Annotated in this window: 14 protein-coding genes; 10 read left to right on the forward strand and 4 right to left on the reverse strand. The window is 41.1% G+C overall.

Annotation, left to right across the window (positions count from 1 at the left end; translation table 11 throughout):
- Positions 1–86 precede the first annotated feature (86 nt).
- From tnpA to tnpC, 3 genes are all read left to right on the forward strand, one after another.
- Positions 87–470 carry an IS66-like element accessory protein TnpA gene (gene tnpA / locus AC5YCD_RS13105; RefSeq protein WP_218999213.1) on the forward strand — a complete coding sequence of 128 codons (384 nt, stop codon included), beginning with the start codon at positions 87–89 and terminating at the stop codon, positions 468–470.
- Entirely contained in the window at positions 467–802 is a 336-nt protein-coding gene (gene tnpB / locus AC5YCD_RS13110; protein ID WP_164709242.1) for an IS66 family insertion sequence element accessory protein TnpB, read from the forward strand. Before tnpA ends, tnpB begins: the two co-directional genes overlap by 4 nt.
- 74 nt (positions 803–876) lie before the next feature.
- Positions 877–2,481 carry an IS66 family transposase gene (gene tnpC, locus AC5YCD_RS13115; protein ID WP_496128784.1) on the forward strand — a complete coding sequence of 535 codons (1,605 nt, stop codon included), beginning with the start codon at positions 877–879 and terminating at the stop codon, positions 2,479–2,481.
- 64 nt (positions 2,482–2,545) lie between these two features.
- Here the strand turns inward: tnpC and yddG are convergent, their stop codons facing one another.
- Positions 2,546–3,472, reverse strand: coding sequence for an aromatic amino acid DMT transporter YddG (yddG, locus tag AC5YCD_RS13120; RefSeq protein ID WP_496130455.1), 927 nt, complete (start codon positions 3,470–3,472; stop codon positions 2,546–2,548).
- Positions 3,473–3,662: 190 nt separating this feature from the next.
- Here yddG and AC5YCD_RS13125 point away from each other — a divergent pair, with 190 nt between their 5' ends.
- From AC5YCD_RS13125 to AC5YCD_RS13145, 5 genes are all read left to right on the forward strand, one after another.
- The gene (locus tag AC5YCD_RS13125; protein ID WP_496130456.1) at positions 3,663–4,970 is read left to right on the forward strand and encodes a 2-aminoadipate transaminase; all 1,308 of its coding nucleotides are present in this window, start codon (positions 3,663–3,665) and stop codon (positions 4,968–4,970) included.
- Positions 4,971–4,998: 28 nt separating this feature from the next.
- A complete protein-coding gene (hglS, locus tag AC5YCD_RS13130; RefSeq protein ID WP_496130457.1) occupies positions 4,999–6,381 on the forward strand; it encodes a 2-oxoadipate dioxygenase/decarboxylase HglS in 1,383 nt (460 codons plus the stop codon).
- Positions 6,382–6,411: 30 nt separating this feature from the next.
- Positions 6,412–7,956 (forward strand): L-piperidine-6-carboxylate dehydrogenase, encoded by a 1,545-nt coding sequence (gene amaB, locus AC5YCD_RS13135; RefSeq protein WP_496130458.1) that lies wholly within the window; start codon positions 6,412–6,414, stop codon positions 7,954–7,956.
- A gap of 80 nt (positions 7,957–8,036) precedes the next feature.
- Positions 8,037–9,320, forward strand: coding sequence for an L-pipecolate oxidase (gene amaA / locus AC5YCD_RS13140; RefSeq protein WP_496130459.1), 1,284 nt, complete (start codon positions 8,037–8,039; stop codon positions 9,318–9,320).
- A 97-nt stretch (positions 9,321–9,417) separates the two neighbouring features.
- Entirely contained in the window at positions 9,418–12,348 is a 2,931-nt protein-coding gene (locus AC5YCD_RS13145) for an FAD-binding and (Fe-S)-binding domain-containing protein (protein WP_496130460.1), read from the forward strand.
- A 54-nt stretch (positions 12,349–12,402) separates the two neighbouring features.
- Here the strand turns inward: AC5YCD_RS13145 and AC5YCD_RS13150 are convergent, their stop codons facing one another.
- From AC5YCD_RS13150 to AC5YCD_RS13160, 3 genes are all read right to left on the reverse strand, one after another.
- Entirely contained in the window at positions 12,403–13,341 is a 939-nt protein-coding gene (locus AC5YCD_RS13150) for a LysR substrate-binding domain-containing protein (protein ID WP_496130461.1), read from the reverse strand.
- A gap of 326 nt (positions 13,342–13,667) precedes the next feature.
- Positions 13,668–14,813, reverse strand: coding sequence for a hypothetical protein (locus AC5YCD_RS13155; RefSeq protein ID WP_496130462.1), 1,146 nt, complete (start codon positions 14,811–14,813; stop codon positions 13,668–13,670).
- Between the two features lie 12 nt (positions 14,814–14,825).
- Entirely contained in the window at positions 14,826–16,097 is a 1,272-nt protein-coding gene (locus AC5YCD_RS13160) for a Glu/Leu/Phe/Val family dehydrogenase (protein WP_496130463.1), read from the reverse strand.
- Positions 16,098–16,430: 333 nt separating this feature from the next.
- Between AC5YCD_RS13160 and AC5YCD_RS13165 the strand changes: the two genes are divergently transcribed.
- Together AC5YCD_RS13165 and AC5YCD_RS13170 are read left to right on the forward strand one after the other, a co-directional pair.
- The gene (locus tag AC5YCD_RS13165) at positions 16,431–17,834 is read left to right on the forward strand and encodes an amino acid permease (RefSeq protein ID WP_496130464.1); all 1,404 of its coding nucleotides are present in this window, start codon (positions 16,431–16,433) and stop codon (positions 17,832–17,834) included.
- Between the two features lie 174 nt (positions 17,835–18,008).
- On the forward strand, positions 18,009–19,415 hold the full coding sequence (locus AC5YCD_RS13170; RefSeq protein ID WP_496130465.1) for an amino acid permease: 1,407 nt from the start codon (positions 18,009–18,011) through the stop codon (positions 19,413–19,415).
- The last annotated feature ends 2 nt before the right edge of the window (positions 19,416–19,417 follow it).

A 19,417-nucleotide genomic window follows, 5' to 3' on the forward strand; every position in this document is an offset into this window, starting at 1 on the left:
GTAAGCGTCCGCTGAACACACCTTATGAATTCATCCTATAAGCCTTAATTTAGTCCCCACTTAAAAACAAGTGGGGACTAAAATTTATGACTACAAATCACCAGACATCCATCGCATCTCTTGCGAAAAAACGAAGAACATACAGTGCTGAATTTAAACAGCAGATCGTTCAGGCTTGTAAAGCACCGGACGTTTCAATTGCTTCGGTCGCTTTGCAACATGGATTGAATACAAATCTTGTATCCAAATGGATTCGCTTAATTGATGCTAAGCCAGGGAGTGATCGCTCACCACTACCGAATAAACCTGCATTTATTGCCTTATCTTGCTCTGCACCATTAGATCCTACTCCTACTGACATGTTAAAGGTTCAAATTACTTTACCCCACTCAAAAGCAGAAATTGGCTTGAAATGGCAAGTATCAGAAATATCTGCTTTAGCAGAATTACTCAAGGCACTGGCAACATGATCCGCATTGATGAAATCTGGCTTTCTACCCAACCTCTGGATATGCGAGCAGGGATGGATACTGTCATGGCTCAGGTGGTGAGAGCCTTTGGCTACATTAAACCGCATTGTGCTTACCTGTTCTGTAATAAACGTGGCCATCGTATGAAAGTGCTGGTACATGATGGACTGGGCATCTGGCTGTGTGCCAGGCGGCTGGAACAGGGAAAATTCCACTGGGCTCAAGTTCACCAAGGTGAAACCGTGGCCCTCAACCCGGAACAGTTACAGGCATTAATCCAGGGTTTGCCCTGGCAGCGCATTGGACGACAGCAAGTGGTCACAATGCTCTAAACCAAGCTCGGTTATTCTGCTATTCTCCAAACGTTCTATTTCCTCTGCGTCATGACCTCAGGCATACTGCGATCATGAATACGCTGCCTGACTTAAGCCAACTGACCCATGAACAACTGCTGGAATTTACCCAGCAGTTGGCAATGCAGCATCAGTCTCTGGCACAATCAAATCAAGAATTAGAAAAATCAAACCAGCAATTGGATGCCAAAGTTCAGCATCTTTCTATTCTCAATCAAAAATACGAGCATGAACTGGCGCTGTTTAAAAAGCATAAATTCGGCAGTAAAAACGAACATCTCACCGCAAAACAAATCCATCTATGGGACGAAGCGGTCGAAGAAGATATCGCAGCCGTTGATCTGGAATTAGAACGATTAAATGCAGATAAAACCGATGCAGCGACACAGAAAGCCACAGTCAACAAACCTAAACGTCGACTGCTGCCAGATCATCTACACACCATCCGTATTGAGCATGAACCTGCATCAACCCAATGCAGTTGTGGCTGCCAGTTACGTCGTATCGGCGAAGATATCAGTGAAAAACTGCATTTCAGACCGGCACAGTTCTACAAGGAACAGCATGTCCGTGGCAAATGGGTCTGTGATCAGTGTGATACCCTGACTCAGCAAGCGATGCCCGCCTATGTGATTGATAAAGGTATTGCCAGTCCTGAACTGCTCAGCCATGTGCTGGTATCGAAGTATGCCGATCATTTACCGCTGTACCGTCAGCGCCTGATCTATCAGCGGGCTGGCATTGATCTGTCCAGATCCACTTTATCTGACTGGATAGGTCGCTGCGGTGTAGAACTGGAACCTCTGGCCAATGCCTTAAAACAGGTGGTGCTGCAACAGCGGGTGCTGCATGCAGATGAAACACCAGTCACCATCATGCGGATGGGTGATGATGAGAAAAAACCGAAGAAAGGTTATGTCTGGGCCTATGCCACCACACAGTACAATCCGGTTCAAGCCGTGATCTATGACTTTCAGGATAGTCGTTCAGGTCAGCATGCTGAAGCGTTCCTGAAAAACTGGCAGGGTCATCTGGTTTGTGATGATTACAGTGGTTATAAAGCACGCTTTAAATCAGGCCAGGTCGTTGAGGTGGGCTGTATGGCGCATGCGCGTCGTAAATTCCATGAACTGCATGTGACCAAAAAAAGTCAGGTCGCTGAACAGGCATTAGTGCTGATTCAGAAACTGTATGCCATAGAAGCAGAACTCAGAAAAAAGACCGATGGTACAGCAGAACAGCGCCGCGAATACCGACAACAGCATAGTCAACCGGTGATGCAACAACTGTATGAATGGCTCAACCAACATCAACTGACGGTGCCATCGAGTTCTCCCACCGCCAAGGCCATCAATTACACGCTGAAGCGTTGGCCAGCTTTAAGCCGCTATCTGGATGATGGCAATCTACCGATTTGCAATAATTGGGTAGAGAATCAGATGCGACCTTGGGCCTTAGGACGCAAGAACTGGCTGTTTGCTGGCTCGCTGCGCAGTGGCCAACGAGCTGCCAATATCATGACTTTAATCCAGTCAGCAAAGCTCAATGGCTTGGATCCGTATGCCTATTTAAGTGATGTGCTGAAAAGGCTACCGACACACAAAGTGACCCAAATTGAAGAATTACTGCCACACCGGTGGCAACCCGACCAAAATTAAAAAATAGGTATGGGGTTCAGCGGATGCTTACTTTCCTTTACCACTTTGACTATTTCTAAAGGCACTACCCTAAAATATTTTTAATTTTATACCTCCAAGATGAAGGTAGACCTGTAATAGCCCAACAAATTATAGAACCTAAAACAACGAGACTTGTCCCCAACCAAAAGAACTGATCCAGACGAACACCAAAGAGTAGGCTTGAAAAATAAGCAGATAAAATGGGTACAAAATACGAACTGCTCACCAAAACATTGGCATAACCATAAATCATGCCAATATTCCATGCAGCATAACCTAAGCTTAAACATACAGCCGCACATAAAATCAAAATACTGTTATGTATATTGATGGGTTCTAAAGGTAACGGTGTACTGAAAATCCATTTGATTACTAAAAAAATACTGGTACAAAAAAATAAAGCGACAATAATATTACTTTCGGGCTTATATTTCATCAGCACAACACAGTAGAAAGCCCATAGAAGTGCAGCAGTAAAGGCTAATAGATAGCTGATTGGATTTGATAGTAAGTTTTGAATTACCCCTGTCATTGAGATTTGAAAGCCTTGAGTTTGAATCATTATGACACCGAGTGCTGATAGAAAAATTCCTACAAGTAATTTTGCGTTAAATCTGAGGTAACGTGTAAAGAGCATCAGAATGATGGTAAAGGTAGGCCAAAGATGATTGATCACCCCTACCTCAATGGTTTGTATCGGATTTTGTGCAAGGGCAATAGAAAAAGAAAAACACAGTTCATACGCCACGAATAAAAAAGTGATCAAGGCATAATAAATCTTAGGGATTTGATTGAATTTCGGTAATTTGAAAATTAAACATAGAATGATGGTGCTGATGGTATAAAGCAACATCAGACAAGTTAGAGGATATAATTCATCACTGATAAGACGAATCAGCCCGACCAATGTTGACCACATCACAATGGCGGATATACCAATCAAGGTTGCTAAAATTGGATTATGGAGCATTACTTTTATTCAGTGATATCAGAAATTTGAGTAATAACGAGAATAATTTTAATTCTTTATTTTTTAAACAAAAAATGTCCAAAAGATTCAGGAAAAAACGGAATATCAACGGCACTTTTATTCGTTTGCAGGATAGAGGGGCTCAATTTAAATTGAATCCATCGAAGCTAAAACTAAAAAGAGAACTGAAGTGGAGCGCCAAGGTATTACACAGGCATTAGGCTTGATTCATCCGATTACATTAACACATGGCAAAAATGCTGAAGTATGGGACACAGAACAAAAACGATATATTGATTTTGTAGGCGGTATTGGCGTACTCAATTTTGGTCATTGCCAGCCTCAGATTGTAGAAGCGATTCAAAAACAAGCAACGCGCATGACGCATTATGCCTTTAATGCTGCACAGCATCAGCCTTATATTGACTATATGGCACGTCTAAGCCAATTCATTCCGATTCAAGAAGATGTTGTGGGTATGTTGACCAATAGTGGTGCTGAAGCTACAGAGAATGCGTTAAAAGTGGCACGAGTTTGTACAGGGCGTAGCGGTATTATTGCCTTCGATGGCGGTTTTCATGGTCGAACATTAGCAGCAGTGAACTTAAATGGCAAAGTCACGCCATACAAAAATGGCTTAGGTCCCTTACCTGGTCCTGTTTATCATCTGCCATTTCCAAGCGCAGACAATGGCATTTCAGCACAAACAGCACAAATGGCTTTACAACGCTTATGCCAAGTCGAAGTCAGTATTAATGAAGTCGCTGCTGTGATTATTGAACCAGTTCAAGGTGAGGGAGGCTTCCAGTTTTTAGATCCTGAATTTGCACAGTACTTACGTGAATTTTGTAATAAACACGGTATTTTGCTGATTATTGATGAAATTCAATCTGGTTTTGGTCGTTCAGGTGTGCCATTTGCCTTTACTCATTTAGGTATTGAACCCGATTTACTGTTATTAGGTAAGAGTATTGCGGGCGGTGTACCACTTGGTGCAGTGATGGGTAAAAAACAATATATGGATCAACCCATGGTAGGTGCCCTTGGAGGAACCTATTCTGGTAATCCACTCGCATGTGCAGCAGCACTGGCGACCCTTGAAATCATGCAATCAGAAAGCCTTAAAAGTAGCACAGCGCATTATATAAAAACGCTTGAAGAACGTTATGCCCAATGGAGAAACAAGGCGTTGACCCCTTGGTTAGGCAAACTGACAGGTGTTGGTGCGATGCGTGGCATTGAACTCATTCATCCTGAACAGGGTGCAGGGACTGAACAAATGGCCTTTGTACTGAAAAAGGCCAGAGAAATGGGGCTATTGCTCATGCCAAGTGGCAAACATAAACACATTATTCGTTTATTGCCACCACTCACGATTGAAGCTGATCGACTTCAGGAAGGCTTAGATATTTTAGAAAAAGTACTTGCCCAAACAACAACAGCAGTTCAGCACAAAACAAACGCTTATTTAAATACTGAACAAACAAAAATCGCATAAAACACGCTTTATATTTAGGAATAGAACAATGAGTTTTGTTGCATCTCATCAAATTCGTTCGGAATTTTCTGCACTGATGTCACAGATGTATCGTGAAGAAGTTCCATTATATGGTGATCTATTAGATTTGGTCGCTGATGTAAATAAGATCACCTTGATTAAAAATCAAAGGTTGCATGATCAGCTGAAAAAAACTGGCGAATATGAGCGTCTTGACCTAGAACGTCATGGGGCGATCCGCTTAGGGACAGCCGAAGAACTCAACACTATGCGCCGTGTGTTTGCCGTAATGAGCATGGAACCTGTTGGTTATTATGATTTAGTGCCAGCAGGGGTTCCAGTGCATTCAACAGCATTTCGGGCCATAACCAGTAGCGAACTGAATGAAAGTCCATTTCGTGTATTTACGTCATTGCTGCGCTTAGAACTGATTCAAGATGAAGCATTACGTGCACTGGCAGAAGATGTACTGGGGCAGCGTCAAATTTTTACCCAAGGCGCTTTAGAGCTGACCACTAAATTTGAACAACAAGGTGGTTTAGACAAAACCGATGCAAAACGTTTTGTACAAGAAGTCTTAGAGACATTTCGTTGGCACGAACAGGCACCTGTCACTCAAGAGCTTTATCAAAAGCTACATGATCAACACCGTTTAATTGCTGATGTCGTCGCATTTAAGGGACCTCACATCAACCATTTGACGCCGCGTACACTCGATATCGACATGATCCAAGAAGGTATGGCAAGTCGTGGTATTACTCCCAAAGCAGTTGTTGAAGGTCCACCACGTCGTCGTTGTCCAATTTTACTGCGTCAAACCAGTTTTAAAGCTTTGGATGAAGAAGTGTCTTTCCAAAATGATGTGAAGGGTTCGCATACGGCACGTTTTGGTGAAATTGAACAACGTGGTGTTGCTTTAACTCCCAAAGGCCGTCGTTTATACGACCAATTACTAAAAGCTGCGCGTGAAGAACTTGGTGCTGTGCCAAATGAAGACAATGCAAAACGCTATATGCGTATTTTAGAAAAACACTTTGTTGATTTTCCAGATACCTATGAGGAACTACATCAACAAGGACTTGCATATTTTCACTATTACGCTGCTGTCGAGAAATGCATTGATGTCGAAATGAGTGAAAGTAACGTGGATCAGCTGATTAAAACGGGTGCAATTTATATTGAACCTATTGTTTATGAAGATTTTTTACCAGTATCTGCTGCGGGTATTTTTCAATCCAATTTAGGTGAGGGGAATCAAACGAATTACGCTGTTTATTCGAATCAAGATCTGTTTGAGAAGTGTTTAGGTCAGCGAGTATGGAATGAGCTGGAGCTCTATGCACAAACTCAACAAAACTCTTTGCGTAAAGCATTAACACAACTACAAAGCGCGAGCAGCGTACAACATTAATTCAATTAAAATTCGAAGGAAGGTAAAACTATGACACAAGCAATTGCAAATTCAACAGGCGTACAACTTGATACTCCAATGATTGTCCAAACATTACTCAATAAAATAGGTGTGGATTCGACGCAATATGTCGATGGCACACTTGAAGTCAAAACACCGATTGATGGTAGTGTGATTGGTCATGTGGTGATGCATACAGTTGAGCAAACTGAACAACAGATTCAAAATGCACAACAAGCATTCAAAGTATGGCGTAAAATCCCAGCGCCACGCCGTGGTGAGTTAGTTCGTATTTTTGGCCAAGTACTGCGTGAATATAAAGAAGATCTTGGTGCTTTAGTGTCTTGGGAAGCTGGAAAAATTACCCAAGAAGGTTTGGGTGAAGTCCAAGAAATGATCGATATTTGTGATTTTGCTCTTGGTCTTTCACGTCAACTTTATGGTTTGACCATTGCTTCAGAACGACCTGGCCATCATATGCGTGAAACATGGCATCCCCTTGGTATTGTCGGTGTTATTTCAGCATTTAACTTCCCGGTTGCTGTTTGGGCATGGAATACAGCATTGGCACTGGTATGTGGTAATGCGGTTATTTGGAAACCATCTGAAAAAACCCCATTGACAGCCTTGGCATGCCAAGCCTTATTTGAAAAAGCATTGGCGATCTTTGGTGAAGAAGCACCCAAAGATATTACACAATTGCTGATTGGTCAGGCGAATATTGGTGACTTATTGGTAAGTGATGAACGTGTTGCCTTAATTAGTGCTACGGGTAGTACACGTATGGGTAAAATTGTTGGACCGAAAGTCGCGGCTCGTTTTGGGAAAAGTATTTTAGAGCTTGGTGGTAATAATGCCATGATCTTGGCACCGAGCGCAGATTTAGAATTGGCAATCCGCGGTATTTTATTCTCTGCAGTAGGTACAGCAGGTCAGCGTTGTACCACACTACGCCGTTTAATTGTACACAAATCCATTCAAGCTGAAGTGGTCGAGAAGCTGAAAAAAGCCTATGACTCTGTCACGATTGGTCATCCATTGGAAGGTAATTTAATCGGCCCTTTAATTGATTCAACTATTTTCAATCAAATGCAAGATGCACTTGAACGTGCACGTCAAGCAGGCGGTCGTGTTTATGGTGGTGAACGTGTGTTGAAAGACACTTTCCAAAATGCGTACTACGTCAAACCAGCTTTGGTTGAAATGGACATACAAAATGATGTGGTGAAAACAGAAACCTTCGCACCGATCTTATATGTCTTAGCTTATGAAGACTTTGAAGAAGCACTGTTCTTACAAAATGATGTACCACAGGGCCTGTCATCGTGTATTTTCTCAAACGATATTCGTGAAGCTGAAAAATTCTTAAGTGACGAAGGCAGTGACTGCGGTATTGCCAATGTCAATATTGGTACAAGTGGTGCTGAAATTGGTGGTGCTTTTGGTGGTGAAAAAGAAACAGGTGGTGGTCGTGAGTCTGGATCAGATGCATGGAAGAATTACATGCGTCGTCAAACCAACACCGTGAACTATTCGCGTGAGCTTCCATTAGCGCAAGGAATTAACTTCGGCTAAGCCATTCAAAGGTGCATACCTTGAGGTATGCACCTGATTCAAATGATATAAATAAATACCAATATGAAGGCATGATAAAAATGGTAAAAGATCAGGTTCTATGGTCAACGTTGGTAGATGATGCACCGCAGTATGCGGCGATCCAACATGATCAGAATGTAGATGTTTGTGTCATTGGGGCAGGCTTTACGGGGTTATCGACAGCTATACATCTAGCTGAAAAAGGGTATCGTGTTGCAGTGTTAGAAGCCAAGCATATCGGTGCAGGTGGATCTGGTCGAAATGTAGGATTAGTGAATGCTGGTACATGGGCTCAACCAGATGAATTGAACAAACTCATGGGTGAACAAGCAGGTGAAAAGCTCACCAAAGCTTTGGGTGAGGCGCCTAAACTGGTTTTTAATACCATTGATCGCTTTAAAATTAATGCTCAAGATACCCGTACAGGTAATTTACATATGGCACATAATCGTGATGGCGAGGATGACGTCGATATGCGTTATCAACAGCTTAGTCGTCGCGGTGTGGATGTTGAAGTACTGACAGGCAATAAATGTCATGAGTACTGTGGGACAACCAGTATTAGTAAAGCCTTACTTGATAAGCGCGCAGGTACAGTCAATCCTTACGCTTATGTGATTGGTCTGGCAAAAGCAGCAACACGTTTAGGGGTGAAAATTTTCGAAAATTCTTCAGTCAGTGGTATCGTCAAGCAAGATCAAAAATGGTGTGTAAATAGTCGGCAGTCAACCATTACGGCAGAGAAAGTGGTGATTGCGACCAATGCCTATACGGAAGGTGAATGGAACGATATTTTAAAAACCATCTATTTTGTTCAGTATTATCAAATTGCATCAGAGCCCTTAACTTCAACACAGGCTGATAAAATTCTGCCCCATCGTAATGGATCATGGGATACACGTTTAGCCTTATCTAGTATTCGTCGTGACAAAGATGGTCGCTTGTTACTTGGAACTGTGGGTGCCTACCAAGGTAAATCAGGTATTTATCAATCTTGGGCGAATCTCATGAAAGAAAAATACTTTCCCCAATTAGGTCAAGTAAATTGGCAATATCAATGGACAGGTAAATTTGGATTTACCACAGATCACATTATGCGAATTTTTGAACCTGCACCGGGTATTGTAGCAGCCACAGCGTATAACGGACGTGGGATTACTACAGGAACCATGATGGGTAAGGCATTTGCGCAATATTTACAGGATGATGATCGTGAAAAACTACCATTACCCTTTGCTCACTTAGAACGCAATCAACTGTCTTTCCGCAATGCGCGTGCATTCATGTATGACACAGGAATTGCCTTGTATCATGCCGGACAATGTTTACGCATTATTCAATAATATAAGCTAATTTTTATTCATTATTCAAAGCTTGCGCGTCAATTCTGATGCGCAATGGATTTTTACAATCAAATTTTATTCATGATGAGCAGCCAAAATGATCAGTCAAAATCAAACTTTGAGTATGCACTATTTTCTTACCGAGCTGAGGTCAGATTTCAAAGGTGAAATTGATGTATCCGATGCAGCTCGTCACGTCTATGCAACAGACAATTCGATTTACCAACGTAAACCCATAGCTGTGGTGTATCCAAAAGATGTCGATGATTTAAAAAAATTGATGCAGCTGATGTCGCAAGTACAATATCGTGATGTCATCTTAACTGCACGCGGTGGCGGTACAGGCACGAATGGGCAATCTCTTACGGATGGGATTGTGGTCGATATTTCACGCTATATGAATCGGATTTTAAATATTGATCCCATTAGAAAAACGGCACGCGTGCAAGCAGGTGTAGTCAAAGATCAGCTCAATGCAGCATTGAAGCCTTATGGCTTATTTTTCGCACCAGAATTATCGACTTCGAACCGAGCTACGATTGGGGGTATGATTAATACCGATGCCAGTGGCCAAGGCAGTTGTCGATATGGGAAAACACACCATCATGTGCTTGCACTCACCACCGTATTGCGGGGTGGAGAGATTTTACAGACGCAAGCACTCGATCGGCAAAATTGGCCAGCACAGATTCAATCGAGCCCAAGTACAACGCAAACGCTGTACCAAAAAATATTTGATCTAGTTGCGAATCATCAAGACACGATTCAACAGAATTTTCCAACGCTGAATCGTTCTTTAACGGGCTATGATTTACCCCATGTTTTGACAGAGCAATCATTTAATCTCAATCATTTAATCTGTGGTAGCGAAGGCACATTAGGCTTGATTGCAGAGGCAGAATTAAACCTCCTGCCCATTCCTGCTGAAAGGATGCTCATTAATATTGGCTATGCAAACTTTCATGATGCACTCTGTGATGCCAAAGCCCTCATGGCTTTAAAGCCGCTATCGATTGAGACTGTAGATTCAAAAGTTCTCAATTTGGCCAAGCAAGATCTGGTTTGGCATGATGTTGCCCGCTATTTTCCTGAAGATGAAGATCACGTTCAGATCGAAGGTATTAATTTAATCGAGATCGATGCAGCAGATCTCGATACTTTGCAGCAAATCAAAACAAATTTTTTGCACTATTTAGCATCAGACCAAATGGTTAAACGCTTAACCCTGACTACAGCTGAAGGCATACAACACGTTGAAGCGGTCTATAAAATGCGTAAGCGTGCAGTGGGACTGTTAGCTAATGTACAAGGTGAAAAACGACCTCAACCTTTTGTGGAAGATACAGCCGTGCCACCGGAACATTTAGCGGATTATATTGCAGAATTTAGAGCATTATTAGATGCTGAAAAACTTGAATATGGCATGTTTGGACATGTTGATGCTGGGGTGTTACATGTTCGTCCATTGATGGATATGAAAGATCCAGAATCATTGCAGCTTATGCAGCGTGTTACAGATCGGGTTGTAAAACTGACGCATAAATATCATGGTGTGTTATGGGGAGAACATGGTAAAGGCTTGCGTTCAGAATACGCCCCTTTATTTTTTGGAAAAGCTTATCCACTGTTACAAGAAATCAAAGCATTATTTGATCCGTATAATCAACTCAATCCAGGTAAAATTGCCACACCAACTTCACAGCCCAAAGCCCAATTAATTCCAGTTACAGAAGTGAAATTACGCGGTGATTCTGATCGTCAAATTGATGTACAGCAATGGCGTAATTTTGGAGCAACAATGCACTGTAATGGTAATGGTGCCTGCTTTAATTACGAGCTTGATGATCCAATGTGCCCATCTTATAAAGTGACACGTGACCGTATCCACTCACCAAAAGGACGCGCAACCTTAGTCAAGGAATGGCTGCGTCGTGAAAAGACAGGTGAGCAAACTGAATCATTTGAACATGAAGTGTATGAGGCACTACATGGCTGTTTGTCATGTAAATCCTGTACTGGTCAATGCCCAGTCAAAGTGGATATCCCCACTGCTAAAGCGCAATTTTTAGCCAAATATCATCAGCGTTATGGTCGTCAGATTCGCGATTATTTACTGGCAAAGTTAGAAGGGTGGTTACCAAAAGTGAGTCTTATGGCTGGGCTCTATAATAGGATGCAACGCTTTGGTTGGATGAAAAATCTACAGCAGAAGTATTTTAAATTGGTAGATTTACCTTTATTTCACCCGCAAGCCAAAGTGAATTTATCTCAACATGGTGCGATTATACTTGATGATGTTGAACAGCTCATGAAAAAATCTGGAGAAAAAGTCATCATCGTTCAAGACGCTTTTACCCGATATTTTGATACACCTGTGTTAGTAGAAACACTGGCATTATGCCGTAAACTCGGGATTACACCCTATATTCTGCCCTATATTGAAAATGGTAAACCTTTACACGTACATGGTTTTCTAGACGAATTTGAAAAAATTAAGCACAATAATATTCAGCTTTTTCAGCGTGTCGCTAAAACCAATGTCACGATGATGGGTATTGATCCTGCGATGACTTTGGTCTTTAGACAAGAATATCAAGAGGGTGCGAAGGCATTGGATTACCAAGTCTTGTTATTACAAGAATGGTTAACGCGTGTGATTGAGAAAAAACAGTTGCAGCTTAAACCTCAACAAGCAACTACGAGTGTTTTTCAATTGGCATCACATTGTACTGAACGAACCCAAAGCGCTGATCATGTGCAGGCTTGGCAGCATATTTTTGACAAATTTGGCTTAGAGCTTAAAGCATTGAAATTAGGTTGTTGTGGAATGGCAGGCACCTATGGACATGAAGCAGAACACCGTGAATTGTCGAAACAAATTTATGCGCAGTCGTGGCAAAAGCAAATGCATCTGCATAGTAAGAGGGTTTTAGCCACGGGTTACTCTTGTCGTACCCAAGTAAAACGATTCTCTGAGCAGGGCGTCTTACACCCTATTCAGATTTTAAATCGTTGTCTTCACGATTAAGCTACGATCATCATAATAAAACCCTATGCTGGTTGCAGAATAGGGTTTTTTGATTTATGCACTACGACGATAGTGCGAATTTTTTTCGTCTTCAGTAGTTTTGATGTAGTGTTGAATCCATTGCACCATGGTGTGTACTTTATGTGTTGTCGTCATGGAGGTTGGATAGGTCATATAATAGGAATGTTGTGTTTGCATTTCATAGGGCCAAGCAATAATTAAATCACCTTCATCTAACTCTTTTTCAACCAAAAATTTAGGTACTAATGCCATGCCACAACCAGACATTGCGGCGTGAATACAGGCATAGAAGGTATCAAAACGTGGACCAAACAGCGGATTAGCATTTAAGTTAGCTTGCAATTGGAAATAGTCTTCCCATGCACGTGGACGAGATTGAGATTGGATGAGGACATAATTTTGAAAATCATCTAATGACTTGAGTGCTTGGTAGTTGGTCAGTTCGGGGCTACATACGGCAACACAGTTTTCTGGAAATAGCTCAATACTGGTCATATCTCGCCATACCCCCGTTCCATATAAGAACGCAATATCTGCTTTACTGCTGTCTAACTCAGTAGAATAGAGTTGTTCACGTATATCTAGATGAATATTGGGATGTTGCTTGCCAAAACCTTTTAAGGCAGGAATTAGCCAACGTGCACACAGTGTTGGATGTACTGAAATATTCAATGTTTCAGCTTCAGCACCATGTGAAAGTAGATTTAAGACGGACTGTTCAATTTGTCCTAAAATTTTCTGGGTCTCTTTAAAAAAGAGCTCGCCACTTGGCGTGAGTTTTAAACCTTGTAATGACCGTTCAAATAATTGTAATTTTAAACTACATTCTAAATGTGCAACTTGTTTACTTACCGCACTTTGTGTCATATGAAGCACATGAGCCGCTTTGGTAAAACTCGAAAATCGTGCTGAAGCTTCAAAACAGCGTAATGCTGTTGTTGATGGGTAGGTCCTCGCTGTCATTTTCTGCATGCTCATTCCCTTTTCTTACATTATAACGAGGTATAAATAAGCAAAATTTATACCATCACTTAATTTTTTATATGAAAAATACTGCAAATACCTTTTCGCAGTGTTGTGCAAATTATCCTAGCAGAAGGCAAAGGATGGAGCCAATATAAAACGAATTTATGTATGCAAACATTCAGCCTAAACACAATGAAGCTGTTCTTGTTGAATAAGAATGATGTTGCATTAAATTCACTGGATATTCTGCACTGAGTATGTTGAAAATCAAGCGTGTTGAAAAGAACACGCTTGATTTTTGGGTGATACGCTGTGAGGCGCGGGCTGTTCGTTTAAAAATGATAGAGAAAGATGAGATTAAATAATCGCTCTCGATCACTATCTCCTTGTGCAAAAGCGAGTTCTGTACCGCCAATAAAATAATCGCTTTTCCCAACAATATATTCAGCCGCAATAGAGAAAGGATATAAATCCCATTGAGTCCCTAAAATGAAACGGCTTGAATCTTGAAAGCTAGCCTGCATCTTATCGAGGTAACTATAAGTTGCATAAGGCATTATCGTCGACTTGTCACCTAACTGAATAGGGTAATATAGATCTGCCGTATAAAAATGAGCATCATTGGCAACAGCATAGGCTGTATCGAATGAACCCACCATTGAAGTGTGGGGATAGAGTGGATCTTTGTTCTCTAAGCGCGTTTGACCTGCAGTGAGTGTAAGTACCCAATTCAGATGCTGAAGAGTCGCAAATGTAGCCCAACGTTCACTTTTACCGCGCTGAGATTCACTTTGGTTTTCAATCGTTGAGTACCAGTAAGAAGCACCGATATTCAGATCGGTATGTTCATTTAACTCAAATCCATGTTTCACTCGTACGAGCCATAAATCACGTTCTGCTAGATCGCTGAGTGGACTGTCTTGTCCAGTCTTGACGAGATTGGCACTGTAACGTGCAGCATCTTGGCTTTTACCAAAATAGTTGCCGGCATCAGAGACAAAATAAGCCACTTCAATTTGCGTTTGATCTGTCCATGGATATTGGTACTTAATGCCTAAATTATGGACATCTTCTAAACCTGTGTTGACCAATAATCCCCCATACCAATTACTTGACCAATTGCGAGCAGGGCCAAAGGGTAAGGCTTGAATGCCTACGGTTAGTTTGTGCTCAGGATGATTGCTAATGTGATAGCTTAGATTGGCATCGACTAATCCTGAAAAATCACAAATTTGATCAAATTGATAACAGCGGTATTCAAGCTCTCCACTCATAGCTTCACTGTTGTATTGAATCATCAGCTTTGCTGCATCAAATTTTAAATCTTGATCACTAGGGCTATAACTTTTGTCTTGAATATTGGCACGTAGCCAGCCCCCAATTTCAAGATGATCATTGATTTTTTGTGCATAGATGGACGTCGAAAGCGTTGCCGCTAAAATTAGCGTTGTAAGGGGAATTTTAGAGAGAATATTCATAGTGAGCGCCCTTTAGCCTGGGTAAATTCCACGGTCAACGCGCGCATTTAAAATACGCTCGCAGGCCAAGATGTATGCTGCTGTACGCAGTGAACAGTCTTTCTGTTTAGACATTTCCCAGACTGTATTGATCGCATGTTGCATAATACGATCAAGCTTTTGATCAATTTCGATTTCGGTCCAAAAAAAACTGGCTAAATCTTGCACCCACTCAAAGTAGCTCACGGTCACGCCACCTGCATTACAGATCACATCAGGAACAATGGTAATACCGCGTTCGGCCAATAAAGTATCTGCCTCAGGTAAAGTCGGGCCATTTGATCCTTCTAGAATCAAACGTGTATGTAAGGTTGCTGCAATAGCAACCGTAATTACCCCTTCAAGTGCAGCAGGAATCAAAATATCTGTGCGAAGCGACCAAAACTCTGTAGAGGGAATTTCATCTATACATGAATAGCCTAAAATGCAGCCATGTTGCCGTTGATAGTGCATCAAGGCTTGAACATCAATCCCTTGAGCTTGATAAAGCGTTGCTGAGTGATCTTGTATAGAAATGACCTTGGCACCTGCCTGCATAAACAATAAAGCAGCTTCACTCCCCACATTACCAAAACCTTGTACGGCAATTTGTGCATCTTTAATTGAAATATTTAAACGTTTTGCTGCCTCAAGACCGGTAATATAAACACCACGACCTGTTGCTTTGGCACGCCCAAGTGATCCACCTAAATGTACTGGTTTTCCAGTGACCACGGCTGTCACTGTCGTACCTGCATTCATTGAATAGGTATCCATCATCCATGCCATGACTTGAGGGTTAGTCCCAACATCAGGGGCTGGAATATCTTTTTGTGGTCCAATGATATTGTTGATTTCTGCGGTATAACGTCGAGTTAATCGTTCGAGTTCACGTTTGGACAATTGACTTGGATTTACGCGCACTCCACCTTTTGCACCCCCGAAAGGGAGATCCAATGCTGCACATTTAATTGTCATCCATGCAGATAAAGCCATGACCTCGCTTAAATCTACATCGGGATGAAAACGTACACCACCTTTGCCTGGTCCACGAGTGAGACTGTGTTGCACACGATAACCTTCAAAGTGCTCAATACGCCCATCATCCATTTCAACAGGAATATTCACAATTAAAGCACGTTTAGGACGTTTTAATGTTTCTAATTGATCTGTACTGTGACTTAAATAAGGTGCAACTTTTTCCAATTGCTTTAAATAAGTTGTCCAAGGATTATTCGTTGTAGGTATATAGGAAAGTTGACTCATTTTTCCCTCAATGATTAGAAAAAGGTAAAATTTAAAATGTGTATATGTTTTAAATCTTGGTTAATATTTATAATATTAGGCGCTTCATTTATTTAATGTAGTCGCTATTAGATAAATAATTATGAAAATAAGTTGTGCCACTATTCCCTTTTTTCGCTTGTTGTTTAGAAAGGTCAAAAACATACTACAATGATTAAATTTAAATATTAAAAGGCAGTGTATTGGCCCAAAGATCAATTCAATCGATTCTCGAATACAAGGCTTTAAGCTATTCAAATATAAGACAATGCTAGAATTGGAATAAGGGAAGATGACTGCTCATAAGGGATGTTAATGAGTCAAATATCACATTCACCAACACAACTCTCTGGAAATCTATCTAGTCGGCAAGTTACCATGATGACCCTTGGTGGAATGATTGGTGCTGGGTTATTTATTGGATCATCCTCGGCGATCGCGACAGCAGGTCCAGCTATTTTAGTGTCCTATGCTCTGACTGGGCTTTTAGTATTTCTGGTCATGCGGATGTTGGGGGAGATGGCAGTCACATCTCCAGATTCAGGTTCTTTTTCAACCTATGCAACTAAAGCCATAGGACCTTGGGCAGGATTTGGTATTGGCTGGCTCTATTGGTGGTTTTGGGTGTTAATTATTCCGGTCGAAGCGATTGCAGGCGCGGAAATTTTACATAGCTATATTCCTGACGTTCCTTCTTGGGCATTTGCCGTATTTATTATGATTGCCTTAACCGCCGCGAATTTACTGAATGTAAAAAGTTTTGGTGAGTTTGAATTTTGGTTTGCGTTAATTAAAGTCATTGCAATTTTAGCCTTTATTGTGATTGGTGCCATGGCTGTATTTGGTTTTTGGCCGTGGGCAGAGGTTAGTGGTATAGAGAGATTGTATAGCCAAGGTGGGTTTGCACCCAATGGTTTAGGGACAATATTGGCTGGTGTGCTGGTCACAATTTTCTCATTTTTTGGTGCTGAAGTGGTTTCAATTGCCGCAGCCGAGTCAGAAAATCCTCAAGAAAAGATTCGACGTGCCACTAACTTAGTGATTTACCGTATTGCTTTGTTTTACCTTTTGTCCATTTTCTTGGTTGTCGCATTAGTGGATTGGAATGCACCGGGCCTTAAAGAGATGGGGACATTTCAATATGTGCTGCATGTGCTCAATGTGCCGGGCACTAAGTTTATTATTGATTTTGTTGTGTTTGTCGCCGTGTGTAGTTGCATGAATACTGGAATTTATATAGCGTCACGGATGTTATTTTCATTATCTACACGTCGTGATGCGCCAGCCAGTATGATGAAATTAAGCCAAAGTGGCGTACCATGTCGTGCAGTTATCTTGTCGAGTATCGCAGGTTTTGTAGGCTGTTGGGCAAATTATGCATTTCCAGGAGAAGTGTTTAGTTTCTTATTATCGACCACAGGCGCTATTGCATTGTTGGTGTATTTAGTAATTGCCATTTCCCAACTTAGAATGCGACAACAACAAATACGTCAAGGTATTGAACCGAGTTTTAAAATGTGGTGTTTCCCATGGTTGACCTGGGCAGTGATCGGTGTGATTTTATCTGTACTCATCTACATGTTCTTGTCACCTGAATATCGCTATGAGAGTTACTTATCACTTGCAGTGACGCTTATTATTTTATTATTCTCACTGATTATTCAATACAAAAGAAAAAATGAAAATCTGTATTTAAAAAATAATCCTATCAATCATTAAAATAAAATTATATATGTAATACCCTCAAGTTTTGGGGGTATTTTTTTCATAAAAAATATATAAGGAAAAAAGGGAATAAATATAATCCTTAAATTCATAGCATTTAAATTTACTTTTATATATCTGAGGATGAATATGAATATTCAATACCAAAGATAATACAAAAGGTGAATAATGAATAATGATAATGGTGCTTTAAAGCACGCCTTATCCAATAGGCAGGTTTCCATGATTACCCTAGGAGGGATTGTGGGTGCTGGTTTATTTGTTGTTTCCGCAACTGCGCTCAATACTGTTGGCCCCGCGATTTTAATTTCATATGCGTTGACTGGACTAATGGTCTTATTTGTTATGCGTATGCTCGGTGAGATGGCCATTCGCAAACCTGATTCAGGTGCTTTTTCGACTTATGCGAGTGAGTCACTCGGTCATTGGGCAGGTTTTACCATTGGTTGGTTGTATTGGTGGTTTTGGGTTCTGGTTGTAGCATTTGAAGCAATTTTAGGTGCCAATATTTTTCATCACTATTTCCCAGAATTTCCATCTTGGTTATTTGCAGTCTTATGTATTTGTTTATTGGCCTGTACTAACTTAATGGACGTACGTAAGTTTGGTGAGTTTGAGTTTTGGTTTGCTCTCATCAAAGTAGTTGCAATCATTGCATTTATTTTATTTTGTATTGCGGCATTAATGGGATTTTGGCCACTTGCACCTGCTGAAAATATTTCAGGAGTCGGTAAAATTTTAGAGCATGGTGGTTTGTTTCCAAATGGTTATGGTGCGGTGTTCACCGGCATGCTGATTTCGATGTTCACGTTTTTTGGCGTAGAAATGCTGTCGATCTTGGCTGCCGAGTCTAAAGATCCTGCTCGGCAAGTCAAACGTGCAACAAATATCGTGATTGCACGTATTGGCTTATTTTATATTGTCTCGATTTTCCTTGTACTGTGTATTGTGCCTTGGAATGCACCAGGTCTTAAGGAAATGGGGACTTTTCAATATGTGTTACACGTATTAAATGTGCCTGGTTCTCGCCTAGTCATGGACGTTATTGTATTTGTCGCGGTAACAAGTGTCTTAAATTCAGGGCTTTATACAGCTTCACGCATGCTTTATTCATTGAGCCAGCGTGGCGATGCAGCAAAATTTTTATCACAGGTCTCTAAACATAAAGTACCACAGGTTTCAGTATTAGCATGTACCGCAGTTGCTCTAGTGGCAGTTGTAATTAACTATGTATTTCCAGAAAAAGTGTTCATGGTCTTATTATCGACAATGAATGCAATCGGTTTATTGGTTTACTTAGTGATTGCCATGTCACAGATTGCATCACGTTCACGTTTAGAAAAACAAGGTGTAAAGCTTGATTTTAAAATGTGGCTCTTTCCTTGGCTTAGTTGGTTTGTCGTAGCTACGATTTTAACAGTACTCGGTTACATGTTTTTCTCAGAACAACATCGCTATGAAACTATGGTGACTTTAACGCTTGCAAGTTTAATTTTGATTATGAGCTTCCTCAGAAAACCACATAAAAAACTTACTCAGTCGCCTTTATCGACATCAATAAAATCAGAAGGATAAAA

The organism is Acinetobacter sp. CY05 (assembly GCF_059515805.1).

Bases quoted from the DNA above. Each gene is read 5' to 3' on its own strand.
- tnpC (WP_496128784.1), top strand. From the start codon at position 877: ATGAATACGCTGCCTGACTTAAGCCAACTGACCCATGAACAACTGCTG.
- amaA (WP_496130459.1), top strand. From the start codon at position 8,037: ATGGTAAAAGATCAGGTTCTATGGTCAACGTTGGTAGATGATGCACCG.
- yddG (WP_496130455.1), bottom strand. From the start codon at position 3,472: ATGCTCCATAATCCAATTTTAGCAACCTTGATTGGTATATCCGCCATT.
- AC5YCD_RS13150 (WP_496130461.1), bottom strand. From the start codon at position 13,341: ATGCAGAAAATGACAGCGAGGACCTACCCATCAACAACAGCATTACGC.
- AC5YCD_RS13160 (WP_496130463.1), bottom strand. From the start codon at position 16,097: ATGAGTCAACTTTCCTATATACCTACAACGAATAATCCTTGGACAACT.
- hglS (WP_496130457.1), top strand. From the start codon at position 4,999: ATGAGTTTTGTTGCATCTCATCAAATTCGTTCGGAATTTTCTGCACTG.
- AC5YCD_RS13170 (WP_496130465.1), top strand. From the start codon at position 18,009: ATGAATAATGATAATGGTGCTTTAAAGCACGCCTTATCCAATAGGCAG.
- tnpA (WP_218999213.1), top strand. From the start codon at position 87: ATGACTACAAATCACCAGACATCCATCGCATCTCTTGCGAAAAAACGA.
- tnpB (WP_164709242.1), top strand. From the start codon at position 467: ATGATCCGCATTGATGAAATCTGGCTTTCTACCCAACCTCTGGATATG.
- amaB (WP_496130458.1), top strand. From the start codon at position 6,412: ATGACACAAGCAATTGCAAATTCAACAGGCGTACAACTTGATACTCCA.
- AC5YCD_RS13165 (WP_496130464.1), top strand. From the start codon at position 16,431: ATGAGTCAAATATCACATTCACCAACACAACTCTCTGGAAATCTATCT.
- AC5YCD_RS13145 (WP_496130460.1), top strand. From the start codon at position 9,418: ATGATCAGTCAAAATCAAACTTTGAGTATGCACTATTTTCTTACCGAG.
- AC5YCD_RS13155 (WP_496130462.1), bottom strand. From the start codon at position 14,813: ATGAATATTCTCTCTAAAATTCCCCTTACAACGCTAATTTTAGCGGCA.